Source organism: Kordia sp. (assembly GCF_022447245.1).
In the GTDB taxonomy this organism is placed as follows: Bacteria; Bacteroidota; Bacteroidia; order Flavobacteriales; family Flavobacteriaceae; genus Kordia.
This window is the reverse complement of record NZ_JAKVBC010000024.1, coordinates 1-20,173: the sequence shown is the minus strand read 5'-3', so window position 1 is coordinate 20,173 and position 20,173 is coordinate 1. Positions and strand designations below refer to the sequence as shown.

Genomic DNA, 20,173 nt, shown 5'->3' with positions numbered 1-20,173 from the left:
TATAAGAGTAATTTATGCCATTTCTGGCGGAGGAATCAATATTTCAATACTGTGCAAAAGATTTGATCGTTGTACATAAAAGTGAGAATTGTACAATGATAAATCACTGGTAGCAAGTAAAAAATGAATTGAATTTTGTGTTACTTTTTCATTTTCTTCAGATGAATCTTCAACTTCTTCTTCAGTATCATCTTCAAAATCGAAATCTGCAAACTCTATATTTGAATCAGAAAGTATCGAATAGGTTTGTATAATTGGTGGCGACAATAATGCACATAAAACCAGTAAAAACGGGAGTTGCTTCAACAGTTTTAATATATGTTTTTGGTTGATTGGCATTATTAATTAATTACTTTAAAAACTAAATTGTTATAAAATTTTACAATCGTATCTTTTCCTTCTTGAACATTGGTTAATGAGGGTAAATGTTCTGAAAAATAGCGTTGTTGATGTGCACCTTCAATTACTGTAGAAACCAACATTTGTGGACAATCAAATTCGCCATTAATCTCTTTTACCATATTGCTCACACGTTGTACAACACGTTTGTATACTTTATAATATCCTTTTTCGTTCTCGGTGTCAATGTCTTTAGTATGGTACGCCTTTGAAGATTCTGCAATGATAATTCTGTTCAAAATCACTTCATTTACATATGAAAAAGAATTATCTACATCTACTTTACGTGTCAAAATCTCAATAGCTGCTGATAACTTTTCTTCCTTGGATTGAATGTTTGCTGTTGCAAACACCAACTTATACTCAATCCAACTCCAATACCAACAAATCAAATACACCAAAAGCATGTGTTTGCTTTCAAAATACCGATAAATAGAACTTTCATTTGATCCAATTGATTGTCCGAGTTTTTTGAAGGTAAATGCTTCAAAACCCAGTTCATCAATCATTTCAATACTGCGTGATACGATTTTCTTTCCCAATTCAGATGATTCAGGATTCTTCGTATACAATTCTTCACTAATGACAATATGTATTTGTAAACGATCCATACTACTAATTACAAATATAATAGTAATACTATTGAAAAATAAAAGTTTAACTATTTTTTTGAAAAAAACTGTATGACAGATTGGGGAAATAATTTAGAATTGTTTGAAAATCAAGTTCATGAAAAATACGGTAAAATCAAGGTTTATGTATAAATATGTTTACTTTTGCACTTCTATTCACAGTGGAAGATTTATATTATTTATATATGACACATAAAGCAGGATTTGTTAATATTATTGGAAACCCAAATGTTGGAAAATCAACCTTGATGAATGCATTTGTTGGCGAAAAATTATCAATCATTACGTCGAAAGCGCAAACTACACGTCACCGAATTTTAGGAATTGTAAATGGTGATGATTTTCAAGTTGTACTTTCTGATACTCCAGGAATTATAAAACCAGCTTATGAATTGCAATCATCTATGATGGACTTTGTAAAGTCTGCCTTTGAAGATGCCGATGTGTTGATTTATATGGTTGAAATTGGCGAGAAAAGTCTAAAAGATGAAGCTTTCTTCAACAAAATTATCAATAGCAAAATACCAGTGTTATTGTTACTTAATAAGATTGATACTTCGTCACAAGAGCAATTAGAGGAACAAATGGAATTGTGGAAAGAGAAAGTACCAACTGCGGAAATTTATCCAATATCTGCTTTAGAAAACTTCAATATATCACAAGTATTTTCAAGAATTATTGAATTACTACCTGTATCGCCAGCGTTTTATCCTAAAGATCAATTGACAGACAAGCCAGAGCGCTTTTTCGTCAATGAGACCATTCGTGAAAAAATCTTATTAAACTACAAAAAGGAAATTCCGTATGCTGTAGAAGTAGAGACTGAAGAGTTTATTGAAGAGGAAAACATCATCCGAATTCGTTCTGTGATAATGGTAGAACGCGAAACACAAAAAGGAATTATCATTGGTCATCGAGGAAGCGCTTTAAAAACGGTAGGAATGCAAGCTCGAAAAGACTTAGAAAAGTTTTTTGGGAAGCAAATTCACATTGAATTATATGTAAAAGTCAACAAAAATTGGCGTAGCAATGCTAAGCAATTACGACGCTTTGGATATAACAATAAATAAAAGTATGACTAGAATTGTATTCGCTGTAGTAAGTTTTGTTTTGGTGATAGGTTGTGCCAAAAAATCACCGTCTGTATATTCAAAAGATAATTCAACAGCAATTGAAGTGTCTTATATTTCTACTATTGATGGAGGAGGACAAAATGCAGTAGAAATCAGTGACTATTGTGCAAAAACAAAACGCTTGTTTACGGCAAGTACTTTGCATCAAAGTGTCTTGGTATTTGATTTATCCGATATAAAAAAGCCGAAAAAAATAACTGAAATTGATATTTCTCCGTATGGAGTAAATGTAAATAGTGTAGCTGTTTTTGAAGGAAATGTAGCAATGGCAATTGAAAATACAAACAAACAAGCTACAGGATTTATTGCGATATATGACACTAAAACCTTGAAAGAGAAAAAAGTTTTTGAAGCAGGTGCATTGCCCGATATGATTGCATATTCATCAAAAGGGAATTACCTTCTTTCTGCAAATGAAGGCGAACCCAATGAAGATTATACAGTAGATCCAAAAGGTTCTGTTACTATTTACAATACAAAAGCAAATACGCATACGAATGTAGAGTTTGATCTTTCAGACAATGAATTAGATGGATTCAAACAAAAAGGACTTCGTAGTTTTGGGAAAAATGCTAGTTTTTCTCAAGATGTAGAACCTGAATATTTGACAATTTCTGAAGATGAAAAAACAGCTTGGGTTGTATTACAAGAAAACAATGCAATTGCCGAGATTGATGTTGTGAATGCCAAACTGAATAAAATACTGCCACTTGGATTCAAAGATTTTAGTATAGAAAAAAACAAGCTAGATGTTAGTGATAAAGACGGAAAGATACAGCTAAATACTTGGGGAAACCTTAAAGCATTGTATTTGCCAGATGCTATTACAAAAATAAAAGTAGATGGAATTACTTACTTAATCACGGCAAACGAAGGTGACTCTAGAGACTACTTAGGATTCTCGGAAGAAGCCAGAGTTTCGGAAATCAAACTTGATACTGTAGTATTTCCAAATGCTAAAGAAATTCAAAGAGATGAGCAATTAGGGCGCTTAAAAATAACCAAAACGCTAGGTGATATTGATAACGATGGCGATTATGATGAACTCTATGCGTTTGGAGCACGTTCCTTTTCTATATGGGACACAGCAGGAAATTTGGTGTACGATAGTGGAAATGAAGTAGCGAAACTTACCATGAAAAATTCCAAAGCATTCAATCAAAACGATTCTAGAAGTGATGATAAAGGTTCTGAGCCAGAAGCATTAGCAACAATCAAGATAAAAGGAAAAACAATATTATTTGTTGGTTTAGAAAGAACAAATGGAGTGTTGATGTACGATATTTCGAATCCTAAACAACCTGTATCTTTAGAGTGGATCAACCACGAAGGAGATATTTCTCCAGAAGGATTATTTGTAATTCCAGCATTTGAAAGTCCAAACAATCAAAATGTATTAGTAGTTTCTAATGAATACAGTGGAACCATAAGTTTGTTTGAGGTAAAATAAACTAGTTTATCGTTTCCTTCATAAACTCATACAATGCTATCATTTCTTGTTTTCCAGTAGCTTTTCCACAGCGACCACCAAAATACAAGGAAAAACATACCAATACCATGAAAAACATGCGCGCAATTTGAATGGTGTATGAATTATCCAGTGCAGCATTGGAATAAGCCCAAACACCAAATCCAATGAATAAACACGCAACTATAAAGTGCAAAAACATAAATAAAGTCCAAACGGTTGGACTTGGCTCAAATAAACGATGTAACAAACAATTAAGAGTATCAATCTCATCAACTTCAAGATGCAATTGCGGAGACCAAAAATGTTGTTTATGTTTTGGAATGAGGATAAATACATACTGGTCTATACGAGAAACTACAAAATCTTCTTGACTCTTTTTGCTTGCTTCTTGTCGATTCAAAACCGTTTCAGACGATGCTGAAGCTCTATATGAAACCGAGGTCATAATACAATTTCTTCTCGTAAACTCATGGTGATTATTTTTTAAGGATGTCAAAATAGTCTATTTCATTTGGAATAAGACCGATATATATCATATTGCTTTAACAATCAATTCAGAATGATTTATGAAAACATTATCAATCCCAAACCTTACAATCTATTACTTTTATAAAAGCTAAAATCTATATCATGAGAATGATCTTCATCTGTTTACTATTAGCGAGCACCTGCGTATATTCACAACAAAAAAAGGAACTTTCAAAAGAAAACTTGACAACTTTAGATGGTCTTATTTTAAAATATAATACAATTCAAAAGCTTTCCGATTCAGTAACTACATTCCTGAATCAAAAGCAAATTCCTGTGCAAAGATTTACCATAAATAGTAACATATCGGTGCAAACATCTTGTGCAATGATAGGTAAAGGAACCTATGATAAAGTAAAAGCTAATTATCTTATAGAAATTGGAGTTGATACCAATGGAAGTATTCGTAAAAAGTTTGCTGATACGATCTATAATTTTTGGTCAAAAAAAGAAGAGAATGATTTAGAAAACTATAAATATGTATCAGTCAAAATACATTTATTTTATGCCAATGGTGATTATGTGTTTTATAAAAAACCTTCAAGCAACAATATTGGAGATTATTACATATTCTATTTTAAAAACAGAATGATCAAAGTTTCTTTTACAGGATTTGATACCAAAGGTGGATTTGGTGGACTTTCTGCATTTTTAAATGAATTGGTGCAATTTAGATTCGAACGAAATCAGATCAATCCCAAAAATGAAATGAAATTTGATCCGAAACTATTTATAAAACTATATAAAGACAATGCTTTTGCTACAAAAACGACAAAAAAGTAGTCCTTGAAATATGATATAGCGTATATGTGCGTTTATGTTTAAAGTGATACCAAACATACAGTGACATACATAATCTTATACTCATGCAACTCCAACTACTGCTTTTAACCATATTCTTTTTTATATCAAGTAATCGTCCTTTACATAAAGATACTATCCTTAAAATTGATAAAAAGGGAAATATACTTGGATTGCCCCAAGAATATATAAAGGCAACATTCAATTTAAAAAATAAACACCTCAGAATAAAAGATAAAAAAATTACATTTCCTCGATGTGTGCGAGAATATTTTGAAACTTCTAATACTTCAAATATACCTGTGTTAGCTTCTTGGTATCATTCAAAAAAGATCATGTCATATTATATAAAGTTTGAAATTTATCAAGAAAAAAAGGCACGTAAAAGTGAAATACTTCTGAATTTAGAAACCTTAGAATTAATGAGGATCTAAGTAAGTGCTTTGAAAGGAAAACAGGTATTTGATGCAGAAGTTAAGATAGAAAATACCTGTATAAACAGATATAAACAATCTATAAGAAGTGTCAAATTATAGAATGAATAACACACTTTATGGATTCAATATAAAAGTTTAAACAAAAACTTACTTCAAATTACTTTTTACGCATCAAGAGAAAATGTACCTTTGCAGGCACAAAAAGAACGAAATGAGTAATATAGTAGCTATCGTAGGACGTCCAAATGTTGGAAAATCGACTTTATTTAATCGTATGATTAAACGTAGAGAAGCGATTGTTGATTCAGTAAGTGGTGTAACCAGAGATCGCCATTACGGGAAATCAGATTGGAACGGAAAAGAATTTTCGCTTATCGATACGGGCGGATATGTAGTAGGAAGTGACGATATCTTTGAACAAGAAATTGACAAGCAAGTAGAGTTGGCTATTGATGAAGCTGATGCCATTCTTTTTGTTGTGGATGTAGAATCTGGTGTGACTGGAATGGATGAAGAAGTAGCAAATTTACTTCGTCGTGTAAATAAACCTGTGTTATTAGTCGTAAACAAAGTAGATGCAGCCAATCGTCTGCATGATGCTACGGAATTTTATTCGTTAGGTTTAGGTGAATATTATCCAATTGCAAGTATCAACGGAAGTGGAACAGGTGAAATGTTAGATGCGTTGGTAGAAGCCTTACCAGAAGTGGAAGAAGTAGAGGAAGAAAACCTACCGCGTTTTGCTGTGGTTGGAAGACCAAATGCTGGAAAATCATCCTTAATCAATGCCTTAATTGGAGAAGAACGTTACATTGTAACCGACATTGCAGGAACTACACGTGATGCTATTGATACCAAATATAATCGTTTCGGATTTGAATTCAATTTGGTTGATACTGCCGGAATTCGTAGAAAAGCCAAAGTAAAAGAAGACTTAGAGTTTTACTCAGTGATGCGCTCTATCCGCGCTATTGAACATTGCGATGTGTGTTTGCTTGTGGTAGATGCTACAAGAGGATTTGACTCGCAAGTACAAAACATTTTCTGGTTGGCTGAAAAGAATCACAAAGGAATCGTGATTTTAATCAACAAGTGGGATTTGATAGAAAAAAACACCTCTACAGTAAAAGAATTTGAACAACACATTCGCAAGCAGATTGAACCGTTTACCGATGTGCCAATCGTATTTATTTCTGTATTGACAAAGCAACGTATTTTCAAAGCTATTGAAACTGCGGTACAAGTGTATAAAAACAGATCGAACCGTGTGCCAACAAGCAAACTAAACGATGTTATGTTACCAATTATAGAACGTACACCACCACCAGCACACAAAGGAAAATATGTCAAAATTAAGTTCTGTACACAATTACCAACAGCATATCCGCAATTTGCCTTTTTTGCAAACTTGCCACAATATGTGCGCGATCCGTATAGACGATTTGTAGAAAACAAACTTCGCGAACAATTTGACTTTACAGGTGTTCCTGTACAGGTCTATTTCAGAAAAAAATAAAATGTCACCAAAAGTAATCCTTATCACGTTTGCAGTTGTCAGTCTTTTATTGATTGGAATTATGTTTCTAGTGGTTGATGTGAGGAATAATCCTTTGGAAGACAATCAGAGAATTACAAATACCATTGAGGAAAATAAAAAGCAGCAAAATGCATTTGTAGATTCATTGGAAGCGCTAGGTACAAAAAAGCCAAAAGAATTTACGCCAGTTGAAGCCTTACATACGGTGACAGAAGATTTACTTTCACAGATTAAAGGTTTACAAGAACGTTTATTTCCAAGTGGACTTGCTGCGCACGATTTGCAACAATCAGACATAAGTTTCGAAAATAATACAGTTTTTTTTAAAAAGAATGGTGATTACACTGAACAAGCAACACGATTCGTCGCCACACTAAGTACACTTGAAAATACCATTCGCAGCTTGCAAAATATATATCCAGCGTTAAAAAATATCAAAGCGCTGGTACGCAATGCATATTCAGGCGATACCGATTGGTTAAACTATAATTTTAAAGACTTTCCTGCAGTAGCTTCCCACTCGAAATTGCAATTATTAGCAGAAGCTATTAAAAATAAAAAAGAAGAAATCATTACGACTTTGTTAAGGAATTAATGACTCCTTACAATAATTTTTCAAAAGCAACACAATTCAATCACACTTCGCTAACATTCATATCAAGCGCACGGTTCGTTTTTGTTGAAATAAACATAAATCAACAAAATACAAACCTTAAGACACACACTTTTTGTTGCAGCTGCTCTCGTATGATTAAACAGTTGTAATAACGATGATGACAATCAAACCGCAACGACTCCAGTAGATACTTCTGTAAACTTTCAACTTAAAAACACCATTAATATTGGAGGAGAAGGTTCGGCAGAGATTTTTGCTTTCGATCTTTCCACAAATAAATTATTTACCGTAAATACCGAATCAGATCAAATTTCCATTTATGATATTTCTGATGTAAATGCACTAATACAAAAAACTCCAATTGATGTAAGTGCTTTTGGTGCGCCAAATAGTGTTGCAGTTCATAATGGAAAAGTAGCTGTTGCCGTAGAAGCAAGCAATAAACAAGCAGCAGGAAAAGTATATGTATACAATACTTCCGATAATTCTTTAGCAAACGAATATACCGTAGGTTCTTTACCAGATATGGTGACATTTACGAAAGATGGAAACTTTATTTTAGTAGTAAATGAAGGAGAACCAAATGATGACTACACATTAGATTCTGATGGAACAGTAAGCATTTTTAAAGTTGCAAACAATAAAGTGGTAACCATAGATTTTTTCAGCTTTCAACTCGTAAGAAGCAATAAGAGAAAATCAAGGATTTAAGGTGTTTGAATCAAATAAATATGTGCTTTTCGAATACTATTGAAAATGACTTAGTCCTTTTTAGAGCCGTATTTATTAGCTGAGTAAGCAACAGAATATCATCCAAACTGTTTTTTTATTTTTAAGTCTTTTTATGGCATACGAAATACATAAGTTTAGTAAATATTCAGTGTAACTTTGATTTTTATGAGTGTAGACAATCTCTGAAATATAGGTTTTATCTCTGGTGAGTTCTTGCGCCAAAAATGATAAGTTATAATTTTTTTAGCTGTTGTAGTTCCGTAAAAAGTTTCCTGTCTACAATTGGTTAAAAGAATAGTGATAAGCTGTTCTAAAGTTTCTGGTTTCAAAAGTTCACGATCTAAATATACTTTAGCATCAAAGGTGTGTTAATCAGTTAAACTTTCAAAAGAAGATGTAGCCAAACTGTCTGAGTCAAATCTATCTTTTTGTGCGTATGTGTACAAACGTAAATGTTACAGAGACAATAACGAAAAGAAAGATTTGAGCATGTATGGATAAAAATTAACACGATAGGTGAAATACAAAAGTAAATAATAAAGAAGACCGAATTTGAAAAAGGAATATTGGAGATTTTAAGATTTAAATTGAGTGTTTTAAGATTATTTTAATAATAAATGAGGATTTTTTCTGTTTGTTTGTATGGAAACCGATTACTATCAATCAAAAAACAAAATGAATAAACCATTTAGTCTGCTGCTAATTATTTTAGTCAGCTTTTTGTCAGGGCAACTCTCTGCTCAAGAATTCGAAATTAAAGGAAATATTGTTGACAAAACAGACAATACATCTTTAGAATCTGCAACTGTCTATTTACAAACTCTTAAAGACTCTACTTTAATCACATATACCATTAGTGATAACAAAGGGCGTTTTGAATTGGCAGGAAGAACCAAACAAAAAGAAGCTAATCTTTTTGTTACATTCACAGGGTTTAAAGTTTATCAAAAAAAAATCAAGCTAGACAAACCAGTAATCACACTTCCAGAAATTGGAATGGAGTTGGCAACAGATGAATTGGATGCTGTGCAAATTACGGCAATCAAAGCACCAATTACCGTAAAAAAAGATACACTAGAATTCAATGCAGATTCGTTCAAAACACGTCCAGATGCTACGGTAGAAGATCTTATCAAAAAACTGCCCGGTGTTGAGGTAGATAGCGATGGAAAGATAAAAGTCAATGGAAAAGAAGTAAATCAAATTCTCGTAAGCGGAAAGCCATTTTTTGGAAACGATCCAAAAATTGCTACGAAAAACTTAACAAAGGAGATCGTTGATAAAATTCAAGTAACGACAACCAAAAGTGATTCTGAAAAATTTACTGGAAAAGAAAGTACTTCGGAAAATCAAACCATCAATATAGAACTTAAAGAAGATCAAAATAAAGGATTCTTTGGACGCGCTACGGTAAGTGGCGGAACCGATGAACGCTATGCGATGAGTGGAATAGGGAACTATTTTAATGACAAGCAGCGACTCAGTGTATTAGCTAGTAAAAATAATATCAATAGCTCAGGATTTAGTTTTGATGAAATTTATGATATGATGGGAAGCGCTGGTGGTGGTGTTTCATGGAGCGATAATGGTTCGTTTACTATTGGCGGACAAACATTTGGTGGTGGACAAGGAATTACAACATCTACCAATGCAGGAGCTAGTTTTGTAGATGAATATGAAGATAAAACTGAAATTGCTGCAGATTACTTTTACTCAAGTGCCGATTCGGAAAATGAAAATAGAGTAGAGCGTGAAAATATTCTGCCAGATGGAAGCTTCTTTACAAACTCAAGAAGTACATTTTTAAACAGAAATGACAACCATAGAGCAAATGCAAACTTACAGTTTGAAATAGATTCAACCTTTAAAGTAATTTTTAGACCAAACTTTCAATTTTCAGAAGGAGAAAATTTTTCTTCTCGTAATGAAGAATCGTTAGAAGAAGATGGTACAGTTATCAACCGAGGAGAATCGCAAAACAGAACTGATTCAGAACGCCGTAACTTTAGAAGTAATTTGTATGTTATTAAAAAGTTTGGTGATAAAGGAGCGTATCTTCAAGTTGGAGCAAATGGAAACTTTATCAACAATGCTTCCGACAACTTCTTAAATACAACCAATGAAATATTTGGAACAACACCTTCTATTGAAACTAGAGATCAATTGACGGATTCGGAGTCCAAACAAAATACAATTGCTGCAAATGTGGAATACCGAATTCCGCTAAAAGCAAAAAAACTATTTTTAGACCTTGAATATCGATTTTCTAATAGGCGTGAACGCAATGATAGGCGTGTGTTTGATTTTGATAATGGAACCAATGCTTATGATGATTTCAACGAAAGTTTAAGCTCTGACTTAAAAGTTAATTTTCAAACACATTCACCAAGAATCGGTATTAACTATTCTGGTGAAAAACTAAGATTAGGTGTTACAACTGGATTGCTGTTATCAGAATTAGAAAATGAAGAACTTATTCAAAATACAACAGTTCGATCTACCTTTAAAGATATTAATGTAAATAGTTATATGAGCTACAATATCAAGCAAGGAATGAGTGTGTATTTTAATTATAATACTAGAACGCAAGCTCCAACTGCGCAGCAATTACAACCTGTAGCTAATGTGAGTAATCCATTAAATATCACAATTGGTAATCCAAACTTAAACCGAGAATTTAACCACGATTTCTATGCAAACTTCAATAACTACGACTACAAAACAAAAAGTGGCTTCTTTGTATGGATGAATGGAGGTGTTACCAATGATAGAATTGTTCCTTTATCAGTTACTGATGAAAACAGAATTAGAACAACTACATTTACCAATGTAGATGGAATTTACAGATTAAATGGAGGTGGATCTTTTAATAAAACAATCAAAAAAGACAGTACATCTTTTGGGTACAGAGTTGGGCTCTATGGAAATATTAACAAAGAAATCAACTTTAGTAACGGTGTTGAATTTTCTACAAAACGAAATGAAATTACACCAAGCATTAGTTTCACGTATAATTACAAAGAAATATTAGAAATAGAACCAAACTATTATGTATCATTCAATACCACACGTTACAGTCTGGCAAACTTAGACAATGAAACATTTCAAACGCATACTGCCGGTTTAAAAACTACAACATATTGGCCCAAAAATATTGTGTTTGGAAACGACTTGCGTTATACATATCGAACCAATGTAGCGCCAGGATTTGAACGAAGTGCTTTATTTTGGAACATGAGCTTAGGTTTAAAAGTTCTCAAGGAAAAAGGAACAATTAAGTTGACGGCGTATGACTTATTAGATCAAAATATTAATACACGAAGAAGTATTACAGCTGACTTTATTCAAGATTCACAAAGTACCGTATTACAACGATATTTTATGCTCGGGTTTACCTATAAAATTAGTAAAATTGGAGGGGATAAAAGTGGCTTTGAAGTCTTCTAATATTCAAACAATTATAAAAAAGCTTCTGGATGTCTTCAGAAGCTTTTTTTATGTGCTTAATTTTGTATTTTGAACACGATATTGTAAAAAATACTTATAATGTGTCATCAAACAGAAAAATTACGCATGAAAAACATCCTGAAATCACTTATTTATCTTATTGTTTTATCGAGTTCTATAACCGTCTTTGGTCAAAAAAATCGATTAAAAACAGAAACAGATTTCATGTATTGTTTCTATCAGTCCTTACCAGATAAGGGCAATGAGTTCATTAATATTCTTAAAAAAGCGGAACAAAAACTCATTGATTTAAACTATTTAAAAGACAAAAGCGGTGAAAGTTACATAGCATTATACAAGAATCTTGATAATATGTTTGATGAAAAACTGCAAGATTTGGGAGTAGCAAAATACATGACAGAAGTAGCGGATAAAATAGTTGCTTTAGAAGCAGAAGATTGTATGGAAAAAGTATTCTCATCCGTAAATTTTCAAAATTCAAAGCTTTCAAGAATGTTGCAATTAATAAATTCCTTAAATCAAGGCGATCCAGATCCTTCGGCTTTCATTGAGCAATTTATAGGAATTCTTGATCCTGAAGATTTTACACATGACTATTTTAGAATGACTACATTTACCATGATTGAATCTATGAATTATGTAGATTTTCCGAGCCTTGAATTGCCAAAGGTGGAAAATGAAAATTCGTTAACAAGAGAAGAACAAAGACGTGCCTTATTTATAAAAATAGATGCAGAACAACAACTGTACATTCAGGATCAAAAAGAAAATGTAGAGAACTTGCAAAAAAAAGTAATTGCATATCTGAAAAAACACAAATCAAACAGTGTCTTTGTTGTACGCACCAGTAGAATGACTCATTATGGAACCTTCATAAAAATTCAAAGTGAAATTGAAAAAGGAGTAGAAACCGTAAGAAATCAACTGGCAAAAGAAACCTACAAGCGTTTCTACGGTGAATTATCAACAACAGAACAAGAAAAAATAAAAGAAATCTATCCATTAAATATCAAAAACTTAGAAATAGATGAATAATATGATCAAATCAATACTCTGTGCTTTTGTAGCATTTATTTCATTTCAAACCAATGCTCAAGATAATTACAAGCTAGAAGCTGACTACATGAACTGTATGTGTAGTTTATTTGAAGATAATGGAGCAGAATTTAAATCGCTCATCAAAAAGGCAGAACAAAAATTGCTAAGTACAGAATTGCTAACAAATACAAATGGCGAAAGTTATATAGCACTCTATAAAAATATCCAATTAGCGATTGATGGAAGAATTTCTAATTTCGGAATTAGCGACTATGTGATTAAAAGATTATTAGATACTAAAAATACTAAAAAGTACAGTAAATGTATGGATGGAATTCTTAAAAGCTCTGACTTTAAAGATTCCAAACTAAGCAAATTTATTGCCATGTCTTCCTCTGGAAACAATCCTGAAATTACGGATTTGACTAGTAAAATGCTAGAAATATTTGAAGCTAAAGATTTTAACCATGAATTCTACAAATATCTTACGTTTTCATTGATTGATAAGTATCATGCATCCAATAAAAAAGAATGAAATTGGTAGGTTTTCAACATCTTAAATAATGAAAAAGAAATTACTTAAAATAAGTATCGTTCTATTATTTTTGATTGGAATAGTTGGTTATATTCTTACCATTCATGTAGCTCCGTATGCCATCATTCAACCGCAAAAAATCAATCTTGAAATTACACCACAACAATTAGGTCTACAAAGTGAAACTATAACAATTACGACAAAGGATAGTATTGTGCTCAAAGGGTACTACATTCAACCCAAAGCGCAAGAAGCAAAAGCAGTCATGATTCTTATTCATGGAATTGGTGGTTGTAAAGAACACTTTTTAAACCTTGCAGGAAATTTGGCAACGCATGGAATTGCTTCTATTGTTTTTGATGGAAGAGCACATGGCGAAAGTGGCGGGCAATATTGCACGTATGGTTTTTATGAAAAGCAAGATATTGCTGAAATTGTAGATGAACTCAAAAAGCGAAATCCTTCATTAAAAATAGGTATCTGGGGAAACTCACTTGGAGGCGCCATTGCCATTCAAACCTTAGAATTTGAAAAGCGAATCGAATTTGGCATTATAGAAAGCACATTTACAGATTTAGATCAAATAGTATACGATTACAAAAAGAAAATGCTAGGAGGCTTCGGATTGCGTTTTGTGTCGGATGCAGCGTTGCGCGAAGCAGGAAAAATTGCTAACTTTAATCCAGATGAGGTAAAACCAATTCACTCTGTAAAAAGTATTCGGCAACCCATTATTATTGCACATGGCGATCAGGATGAAAACATTCATTACAGTTATGGGGAACGACTCTTCGAGAATTTGGCTTCCACTGAAAAGGAATTTATCTTAGTAAAAGGCGCAGGACATTTTGATGTAGGTGCAAAAGGAGGTGAATCATATCAGAAAAAGTGGCTAAACTTTATTCAAAAGCAATTATAACATAAAGAAATTACTAAAATGAGACAGAAGAAATTTATGCTTAAATTTTTAGTGATCGCTACAATATTTCTTATGGTAATCACGACTTTTTTCTTTCTTGTTGTAAAAAGAGGTGTAGCAGACGAATTTAGTGATGCTGAAAATAAATCTTCAGTATCAAAAAAAACTCAGCGAGTCAATCCTAAGTTTGAACGAGGAAAAGAATTATTTCTTTATGATTGTGTCGCCTGTCATCGTAGTAGAACACTTTTGAGTACCATATCAATGAATGGAAGAATCTTAGAAGAAATGGGAGTTCATTATTTCAAAAAATATGTAACAAAGCAAGATTCATTAACAAGTGTTGGAGATCTCTACGCGATGAAATTAAAAGAAGTCCATAAAAATAGACCTAACAGTCATAACTTTAAATATGACGATTCAGAATTGGATGATTTGCTTGAATATATTAATGCGAAAAAATAATGAGTTGATTTTTAAAGGAAAAGATATGATGAAACAATTATTATGTATACTAACAGTAATGATTTCAACGCAAGTTTTTAGTCAAATAAAGACTGATGAAGGGCAATTTCAAATCATAGTTAAAGGGAATAATACCGTAACAGTGAATAATACCATTGTGTCTCTTGATGAATTAAAAGGACAAATAAAACAGCATTATTTAAAAAATACAGCGAATAGTTATGTTTCATTAAAAATTGATAGTGAAACTCTAATGGGCACAGTTGTCGATATAAGGAAAACAATCCAAGAAGTTTTAGAATTACTTTGGAACGGTGTAGCAATGAAAAAGTTTAAGCGTTCATATGATGAATTGACTGAATCACAACAACAAAAAATCCACCAAATTTATCCTAGAAAATACAAAATCAAAACCTAATATTTTCAACTATAACGTTGTAGTTAATAAAAATCTAGCAACTCACTAGACTGCAAAAAAAAATACTTACTTTTGAGTTAGACCATTAATTTTATGCGCAACTTTTCCAAATCAATACATCTATGTTTTCTGTTTTTAGTAACAGTAGTGTCGTATGCACAAACACCACCAAGTATTACAGCGGAAGGTGATCAACAATATTGTGGCGATACTCCTATGAATATTGCCATGAATGTATCAATTACAGACCCTGATGCTGGCGATACAAGCTTACCAATTGTATATGTGCAAATTTCAGAAGGCTATAGTAATGGACAAGATGAACTAAGTTTAACAGGAATACATCCGAATATAGATGCTTTTTGGACGCCAAATCTTGGTAGATTAGCTTTAGTTGGACCTGCAACATTTGCAGAATACGAAGCTGCCATTGAAGCAATTGTATTTGAAACCACGCAGACAAACTTTACTGAAGATAAATTTTTCTCCATCAACTTGGGAGATGCAAACTATTTGCCATCTACTGGACACTATTACTTTTATGTGCAAAATCCAGGAATAACTTGGACAGAAGCTCGTGATGCAGCAGCAGCACAAACTTATTTTGGTTTGGAAGGATATTTGGCAACACTCACCACAGAAGAAGAAGGTGATTTAGCAGGTTCACAGAGTTCTGGAACAGGTTGGATTGGTGCTTCAGATGCAGATCAAGAAGGAACATGGCAATGGGTTACTGGACCCGAAGCAGGAACCGTTTTTTGGTTAGGAGCGGTCAATGGTATGGCTCAAAATGATTCGTATACCTTTTGGAATATAGGAGAGCCTAACAACCTTGGCGGAGAACATTATGCGCATATTACAGATCCTAGTATTGGTTTAATGGGATCTTGGAACGATTTGCCTAACGAAGGTTCAACAGATCCAAACAACCCTTATCATCCGCAAGGATATATAGTAGAATTTGGCGGTATGCCAGGAGAACCTGTAATCAATTTATCAGTAAGTACGCGAATTGAAACTCCAAAATCAACCATTGCGGAAAGTGAGAGTTGTGATGCAGCTGAACTAACTTTGATCGTAGAAACCAATACAGATAGTGTGCAATGGTATACCTCAGAAACTGCTACGACACCAATTCACACAGGAACTAGTTATACCGTTTTACTCACAGAAACGACTACGTTTTGGGTGTTTCCAGCATTTTCTGGCTGCACAAGTGGCCCGAGAATTCCAATCACAGGATCAATTTTTGGATTGCCAGAAACAGAAAATATCTCTATAGTACAATGCGGTTCTACTAGTGAAGCTAGTATTTTTAATCTATTTGAATACAATCAAGAAGTGGCTGCTGGAATTCTTGCAGATCGGCAAGTACGTTATTACACGGATAGTGCATTGACAGATGAAATCACTAGTGGAGCTTATGAAAACACATCCAATCCGCAAATTGTATATGCAAAAGTAACTGACTTAGTTTCTGGTTGCGAAAATACAGCAGAAGTAACCTTACAAGTAAATTCAAATGCAATAAACAATGCAATAATTAGTGCTTGTGACAGTCTGGAAGAAATAGGAATCACACAATTTGATTTATCTGAGGCAGATGCACAAATCACAGATGGTTTGCCTACAGATGTTACGGTTACTTATTTTGAAACTATAGAAAATGCGTTGTCACTGTCGAATCCGTTAGGAAATCAATTCACAAATACAACACCATATTCGCAAACAATTTATGCGCGAGTAGCCCAAAATGGAGATTGTTATGGTATTGGAGAAGTCATGCTTAATGTACTGAATTTACCAGCGATTGAAACTGAAGAAACAGAATACTACTGTTTGAATTTTTCACCACAACTACTCACCTTATTCAGTGGTATCAATAGTAATTTTGACAATTATACCTTTTTATGGTCTACAGGGGAAACATCGCCAACCATACAAGTCAATCAAATAGGAACTTATACTGTGGATGTAACACAAATTGGCGGTTGCACTAAAACGAAAACAATCTCGGTACTACCTTCTGACATTGCAACCATAGGAGAAATTTTAATAAATGATATTTCTGATCCTAATGTAGTAACTGTCATGGTTTCTGGAGAAGGGCAGTATGTATTTGCATTAGACAATCCAAATGGCATCTATCAAGAATCAAATATCTTTCAAAATGTTGCAGCAGGTTTTCATACAGTGTATGTGCGAGACATTAAAAATAACTGCGGAACTGTGAATGTGGACATTGCTGTGATTGGCTATCCAAGATTCTTTACACCAAACAATGATGGAATAAATGATACATGGCAACTCAAAGGGATTTCAGAAGTTTTTCAAGCAAACTCACAAGTCTACATCTACGATCGTTATGGAAAGTTGCTTAGAGTCTTAATCAATTCCGAAGATGCTTGGAACGGAACTATCAATGGAGCAAAAATGCCATCAAACGATTATTGGTTTTCAGTACAATTACAAGATGGTCGTAGCTTTACAGGTCATTTTACTTTGAAACGGTAGTTTTTAATAGATGTGAATATTGAAAGTGTTGATAAATTATCTAAAAAGTCTAACAATCTAAGAAGTCTAATGCTCTGACCTCAAAGTTTCTAAAGTTGAACTTTTTGATGAAAACTTTACAGTGATTAGCTTATTTACTGTATCTTAAAAATCAAAACAAACAAAATACTATTACTAAAGAAATAGATTGTCGCGTCGCTATGTTTCTCGCAAATAAGTATCTAACATGTTTAAATCTAGTGCGAAGCAATCTTGATTCTGACAGCGAAGTGTGTCTAAACCCAAGGTTTCCAAAGTCGAACTTTTTGATAGAAGATTTGAAAGTTATCTACTTATTTTTAAAGGAACATTCTGGATTATTAATAGTGTCTTAAAATACTGAATATTTCTAACTCTAGTAAGTTCTCGTATTATCACTTTTTTTCATTTTTTTGCTTCTTTGATGATGCAGATTAAAAACCAAAACAGTAGGTTCGAATTTTCGAACCTACTGACTAGAACCACTTATGTTATTTATATCTAACTAACCTAATTTATTCCCATGTCGTTAGATAATATGTGTGTGATATGCTTCTCAATAGAGGAGTTTATTACCTAATATTTAGATAAGTATTCTTCAGGATATTTATCTAAATACTTTTTTGGAATTTTTGTATTTCTATAATCTACCCCTTTACTTTTTAGAAAATCAACAATTTCCATCTTAACTTTATATTTATCAGAGTTTAAATCAAATCTCCAATCTCTTAATTTATTTTCGATTTTAATTTCTATCCCATCTTTCGTTGTCTTAAGAGGTCTTTTATAATCTGCTCCGTTTAATAATAAGTATTTGACAATTAACTCTTTTCCTTTAGAACCATTTAAGGCTGAATATAGAGCACTTTGATTATATTCATTTATAAAATTAATATCAGCACCTCCTTGCACTAATAACTCAACCTTTTCTAAACAGCATTTAGATGCTTCGATTAATGGCGTGCTTCTAGTTAAATTATCACTTCTACGTTTACCTTTTTCTATATCGTTTGGATTAGCACCATTATCTAATAGCATTTTTAATATCTCTGGATCTCTATTATAGTCTTTACCCATCTTAGAAGCTTCTATTATTGCAGAGGTTCCATCGTAAGAATCATAGATAGAAAGGTCAGCTTTATTTTCTAAAAGGTATTTTACTGATTTTTTTAATTCGTTTTTTACAGCTAAAATTAAAAGTGTTTGACCAAATTTAGGTTCTCTTAAATTAATATCTTTGCCACCAGATATTAGAGTGAAAATTTTAATAGAATCCTGATTTTTAACAGCTTTAGCTAAATCATATACTTCCGTATTTTTAAATAACTCAAAACTATTTCCTTTCAACTTATTATTTGTTTCTATTTTTTTTCACAATTAAACAATGTAAAAAAACAAACTAAAAAGACTATTCTATTCTTTATATTCATCTGTCATATTATTTTTCCTTAATAAATCAATTACAGTTCCTATCATATGTAAATTTATTCTTGTATCTACTGTCTTTACAAGACCTGTTTTTCTTGTTGGTTTAATATTACTTGGTATCTCAATTATATGTCCTTCAACTCTCATTCCTATCTTAAATTGCAGGTGATTAACAATTTCCCCTTCAACTATAAATGATTCTACCTGTTCATAGGAATCTATACCTTCTAAATCTAAATTTTCTTTAGTCTTATCACTAAGCGCAGCTGCATTAAACGTCATTGCACTATCTCCTGTTGCTAAAGAATTAGCACTAGCTAATCCGCCTCCTAACGAATGCCCAACGTATGTTAATTCACTGTCTTCTAATTCATCTGAAATTATTGCAGCATTATTAATAGATTGGGGATATTGTTCCGTTTTACCCCATAATTGAGTAAGATCTTCCTTACCATCTTTATAGTCATCTGTTCCCGCAGTAACATATGCATATTCAATAGAACCATCTTCTTGTTTTCTTTCGTATAAATTAGAATTAAATCCTGTTTCTTTATCTGAATAAGTTACCCCATCAATTTTTCTTTTAGATACTTTCCATTCTCCTTTTAACTCTCCACTACCACTATATACGTGTTGTGCTAATAAAGCAGCCTCTTCTGGAGTAGGCTTAAAAGCTAAATTTCCATCAGGATCAATAAAAATTATTGGATTATTAAAAGCATAATTATATGGAGACAATAAAAAATTAGATTCAGACATATTATCAATGTTCATCCAACGACCAAGACTTGCATCATAATTTCTAGCTCCATAATCTTGCCAATTAAGACTCAGTTCATTTTGTTCTTCTTTTCCATTGTATCCATATTGATGGTCAAGTCCCGTTATCTGGTTATTATACCCTTTGTGTTTAAGTCCAAAGGGATAATAATGATTCTCTTCCTTGATTTCTGTATCTGCTTTGATAGTTCCATTTCCATCAATATCTTCATAAGAGAGTCACCCAACGCGCTAGCTGGCCCATTCGCTATAAAGGTATACTATACCTTTTTTTACTGCTCTGTCCTCTAAGTGATCTTTATAC

The 20,173-nt window shown here is 32.7% G+C and carries 19 protein-coding genes; 14 read left to right on the top strand and 5 right to left on the bottom strand.

Annotated features, from left to right (window positions below; translation table 11 throughout):
* Window positions 1-12 precede the first annotated feature (12 nt).
* On the bottom strand, window positions 13-306 hold the full coding sequence (locus MK119_RS15770; RefSeq protein WP_290680535.1) for a hypothetical protein: 294 nt from the start codon (window positions 304-306) through the stop codon (window positions 13-15).
* A 35-nt stretch (window positions 307-341) separates the two neighbouring features.
* Window positions 342-1,010 (bottom strand): TetR/AcrR family transcriptional regulator, encoded by a 669-nt coding sequence (locus MK119_RS15765; protein ID WP_290680533.1) that lies wholly within the window; start codon window positions 1,008-1,010, stop codon window positions 342-344.
* A 206-nt stretch (window positions 1,011-1,216) separates the two neighbouring features.
* Here MK119_RS15765 and era point away from each other — a divergent pair, with 206 nt between their 5' ends.
* Together era and MK119_RS15755 are read left to right on the top strand one after the other, a co-directional pair.
* Window positions 1,217-2,101: a GTPase Era gene (gene era / locus MK119_RS15760; protein ID WP_290680531.1), complete on the top strand. Its 885-nt coding sequence runs from the start codon at window positions 1,217-1,219 to the stop codon at window positions 2,099-2,101.
* A 4-nt stretch (window positions 2,102-2,105) separates the two neighbouring features.
* On the top strand, window positions 2,106-3,614 hold the full coding sequence (locus tag MK119_RS15755) for a choice-of-anchor I family protein (RefSeq protein WP_290680529.1): 1,509 nt from the start codon (window positions 2,106-2,108) through the stop codon (window positions 3,612-3,614).
* Window position 3,615: 1 nt separating this feature from the next.
* Here the strand turns inward: MK119_RS15755 and MK119_RS15750 are convergent, their stop codons facing one another.
* Window positions 3,616-4,080, bottom strand: coding sequence for a GTP-binding protein (locus tag MK119_RS15750; protein WP_290680527.1), 465 nt, complete (start codon window positions 4,078-4,080; stop codon window positions 3,616-3,618).
* A gap of 191 nt (window positions 4,081-4,271) precedes the next feature.
* Between MK119_RS15750 and MK119_RS15745 the strand changes: the two genes are divergently transcribed.
* The 12 genes from MK119_RS15745 (at window position 4,272) to MK119_RS15690 (ending at window position 17,643) form a co-directional block, all read left to right on the top strand.
* Window positions 4,272-4,946, top strand: a complete 675-nt coding sequence (locus MK119_RS15745) for a hypothetical protein (RefSeq protein WP_290680525.1) — start codon at window positions 4,272-4,274, stop codon at window positions 4,944-4,946.
* 83 nt (window positions 4,947-5,029) lie between these two features.
* Window positions 5,030-5,398: a hypothetical protein gene (locus tag MK119_RS15740; RefSeq protein WP_290680523.1), complete on the top strand. Its 369-nt coding sequence runs from the start codon at window positions 5,030-5,032 to the stop codon at window positions 5,396-5,398.
* Window positions 5,399-5,612: 214 nt separating this feature from the next.
* On the top strand, window positions 5,613-6,917 hold the full coding sequence (gene der, locus MK119_RS15735) for a ribosome biogenesis GTPase Der (RefSeq protein WP_290680521.1): 1,305 nt from the start codon (window positions 5,613-5,615) through the stop codon (window positions 6,915-6,917).
* A 1-nt stretch (window position 6,918) separates the two neighbouring features.
* Entirely contained in the window at window positions 6,919-7,533 is a 615-nt protein-coding gene (locus MK119_RS15730) for a hypothetical protein (protein ID WP_290680519.1), read from the top strand.
* Between the two features lie 546 nt (window positions 7,534-8,079).
* Window positions 8,080-8,265, top strand: a complete 186-nt coding sequence (locus tag MK119_RS15725; protein WP_290680517.1) for a hypothetical protein — start codon at window positions 8,080-8,082, stop codon at window positions 8,263-8,265.
* 696 nt (window positions 8,266-8,961) lie between these two features.
* A complete protein-coding gene (locus tag MK119_RS15720; RefSeq protein ID WP_290680515.1) occupies window positions 8,962-11,733 on the top strand; it encodes an outer membrane beta-barrel protein in 2,772 nt (923 codons plus the stop codon).
* A 126-nt stretch (window positions 11,734-11,859) separates the two neighbouring features.
* Entirely contained in the window at window positions 11,860-12,789 is a 930-nt protein-coding gene (locus MK119_RS15715) for a biopolymer transporter ExbD (protein WP_290680513.1), read from the top strand.
* A 1-nt stretch (window position 12,790) separates the two neighbouring features.
* Window positions 12,791-13,327, top strand: coding sequence for a hypothetical protein (locus tag MK119_RS15710; RefSeq protein ID WP_290680511.1), 537 nt, complete (start codon window positions 12,791-12,793; stop codon window positions 13,325-13,327).
* A gap of 28 nt (window positions 13,328-13,355) precedes the next feature.
* Complete coding sequence (locus MK119_RS15705; RefSeq protein ID WP_290680509.1) at window positions 13,356-14,246, top strand: alpha/beta fold hydrolase; 891 nt, start codon at window positions 13,356-13,358, stop codon at window positions 14,244-14,246.
* Between the two features lie 18 nt (window positions 14,247-14,264).
* Complete coding sequence (locus tag MK119_RS15700; RefSeq protein ID WP_290680507.1) at window positions 14,265-14,711, top strand: c-type cytochrome; 447 nt, start codon at window positions 14,265-14,267, stop codon at window positions 14,709-14,711.
* 25 nt (window positions 14,712-14,736) lie between these two features.
* Entirely contained in the window at window positions 14,737-15,129 is a 393-nt protein-coding gene (locus MK119_RS15695; RefSeq protein WP_290680505.1) for a hypothetical protein, read from the top strand.
* Between the two features lie 93 nt (window positions 15,130-15,222).
* Window positions 15,223-17,643, top strand: coding sequence for a T9SS type B sorting domain-containing protein (locus MK119_RS15690; protein ID WP_290680503.1), 2,421 nt, complete (start codon window positions 15,223-15,225; stop codon window positions 17,641-17,643).
* A gap of 594 nt (window positions 17,644-18,237) precedes the next feature.
* On the opposite strand, the gene MK119_RS15685 is transcribed toward MK119_RS15690, so the two are convergent.
* Together MK119_RS15685 and MK119_RS15680 are read right to left on the bottom strand one after the other, a co-directional pair.
* Complete coding sequence (locus MK119_RS15685) at window positions 18,238-19,008, bottom strand: ankyrin repeat domain-containing protein (RefSeq protein WP_290680501.1); 771 nt, start codon at window positions 19,006-19,008, stop codon at window positions 18,238-18,240.
* Window positions 19,009-19,074: 66 nt separating this feature from the next.
* Window positions 19,075-20,037 (bottom strand): RHS repeat-associated core domain-containing protein, encoded by a 963-nt coding sequence (locus tag MK119_RS15680; protein ID WP_290680633.1) that lies wholly within the window; start codon window positions 20,035-20,037, stop codon window positions 19,075-19,077.
* Window positions 20,038-20,173: the final 136 nt, after the last annotated feature.

Coding starts and splice junctions, on each gene's coding strand:
- MK119_RS15765 (WP_290680533.1), bottom strand. CDS start 1,010: ATGGATCGTTTACAAATACATATTGTCATTAGTGAAGAATTGTATACG.
- era (WP_290680531.1), top strand. CDS start 1,217: ATGACACATAAAGCAGGATTTGTTAATATTATTGGAAACCCAAATGTT.
- MK119_RS15755 (WP_290680529.1), top strand. CDS start 2,106: ATGACTAGAATTGTATTCGCTGTAGTAAGTTTTGTTTTGGTGATAGGT.
- MK119_RS15750 (WP_290680527.1), bottom strand. CDS start 4,080: ATGACCTCGGTTTCATATAGAGCTTCAGCATCGTCTGAAACGGTTTTG.
- MK119_RS15745 (WP_290680525.1), top strand. CDS start 4,272: ATGATCTTCATCTGTTTACTATTAGCGAGCACCTGCGTATATTCACAA.
- MK119_RS15740 (WP_290680523.1), top strand. CDS start 5,030: ATGCAACTCCAACTACTGCTTTTAACCATATTCTTTTTTATATCAAGT.
- der (WP_290680521.1), top strand. CDS start 5,613: ATGAGTAATATAGTAGCTATCGTAGGACGTCCAAATGTTGGAAAATCG.
- MK119_RS15730 (WP_290680519.1), top strand. CDS start 6,919: ATGTCACCAAAAGTAATCCTTATCACGTTTGCAGTTGTCAGTCTTTTA.
- MK119_RS15725 (WP_290680517.1), top strand. CDS start 8,080: ATGGTGACATTTACGAAAGATGGAAACTTTATTTTAGTAGTAAATGAA.
- MK119_RS15720 (WP_290680515.1), top strand. CDS start 8,962: ATGAATAAACCATTTAGTCTGCTGCTAATTATTTTAGTCAGCTTTTTG.
- MK119_RS15715 (WP_290680513.1), top strand. CDS start 11,860: ATGAAAAACATCCTGAAATCACTTATTTATCTTATTGTTTTATCGAGT.
- MK119_RS15710 (WP_290680511.1), top strand. CDS start 12,791: ATGATCAAATCAATACTCTGTGCTTTTGTAGCATTTATTTCATTTCAA.
- MK119_RS15705 (WP_290680509.1), top strand. CDS start 13,356: ATGAAAAAGAAATTACTTAAAATAAGTATCGTTCTATTATTTTTGATT.
- MK119_RS15700 (WP_290680507.1), top strand. CDS start 14,265: ATGAGACAGAAGAAATTTATGCTTAAATTTTTAGTGATCGCTACAATA.
- MK119_RS15695 (WP_290680505.1), top strand. CDS start 14,737: ATGATGAAACAATTATTATGTATACTAACAGTAATGATTTCAACGCAA.
- MK119_RS15690 (WP_290680503.1), top strand. CDS start 15,223: ATGCGCAACTTTTCCAAATCAATACATCTATGTTTTCTGTTTTTAGTA.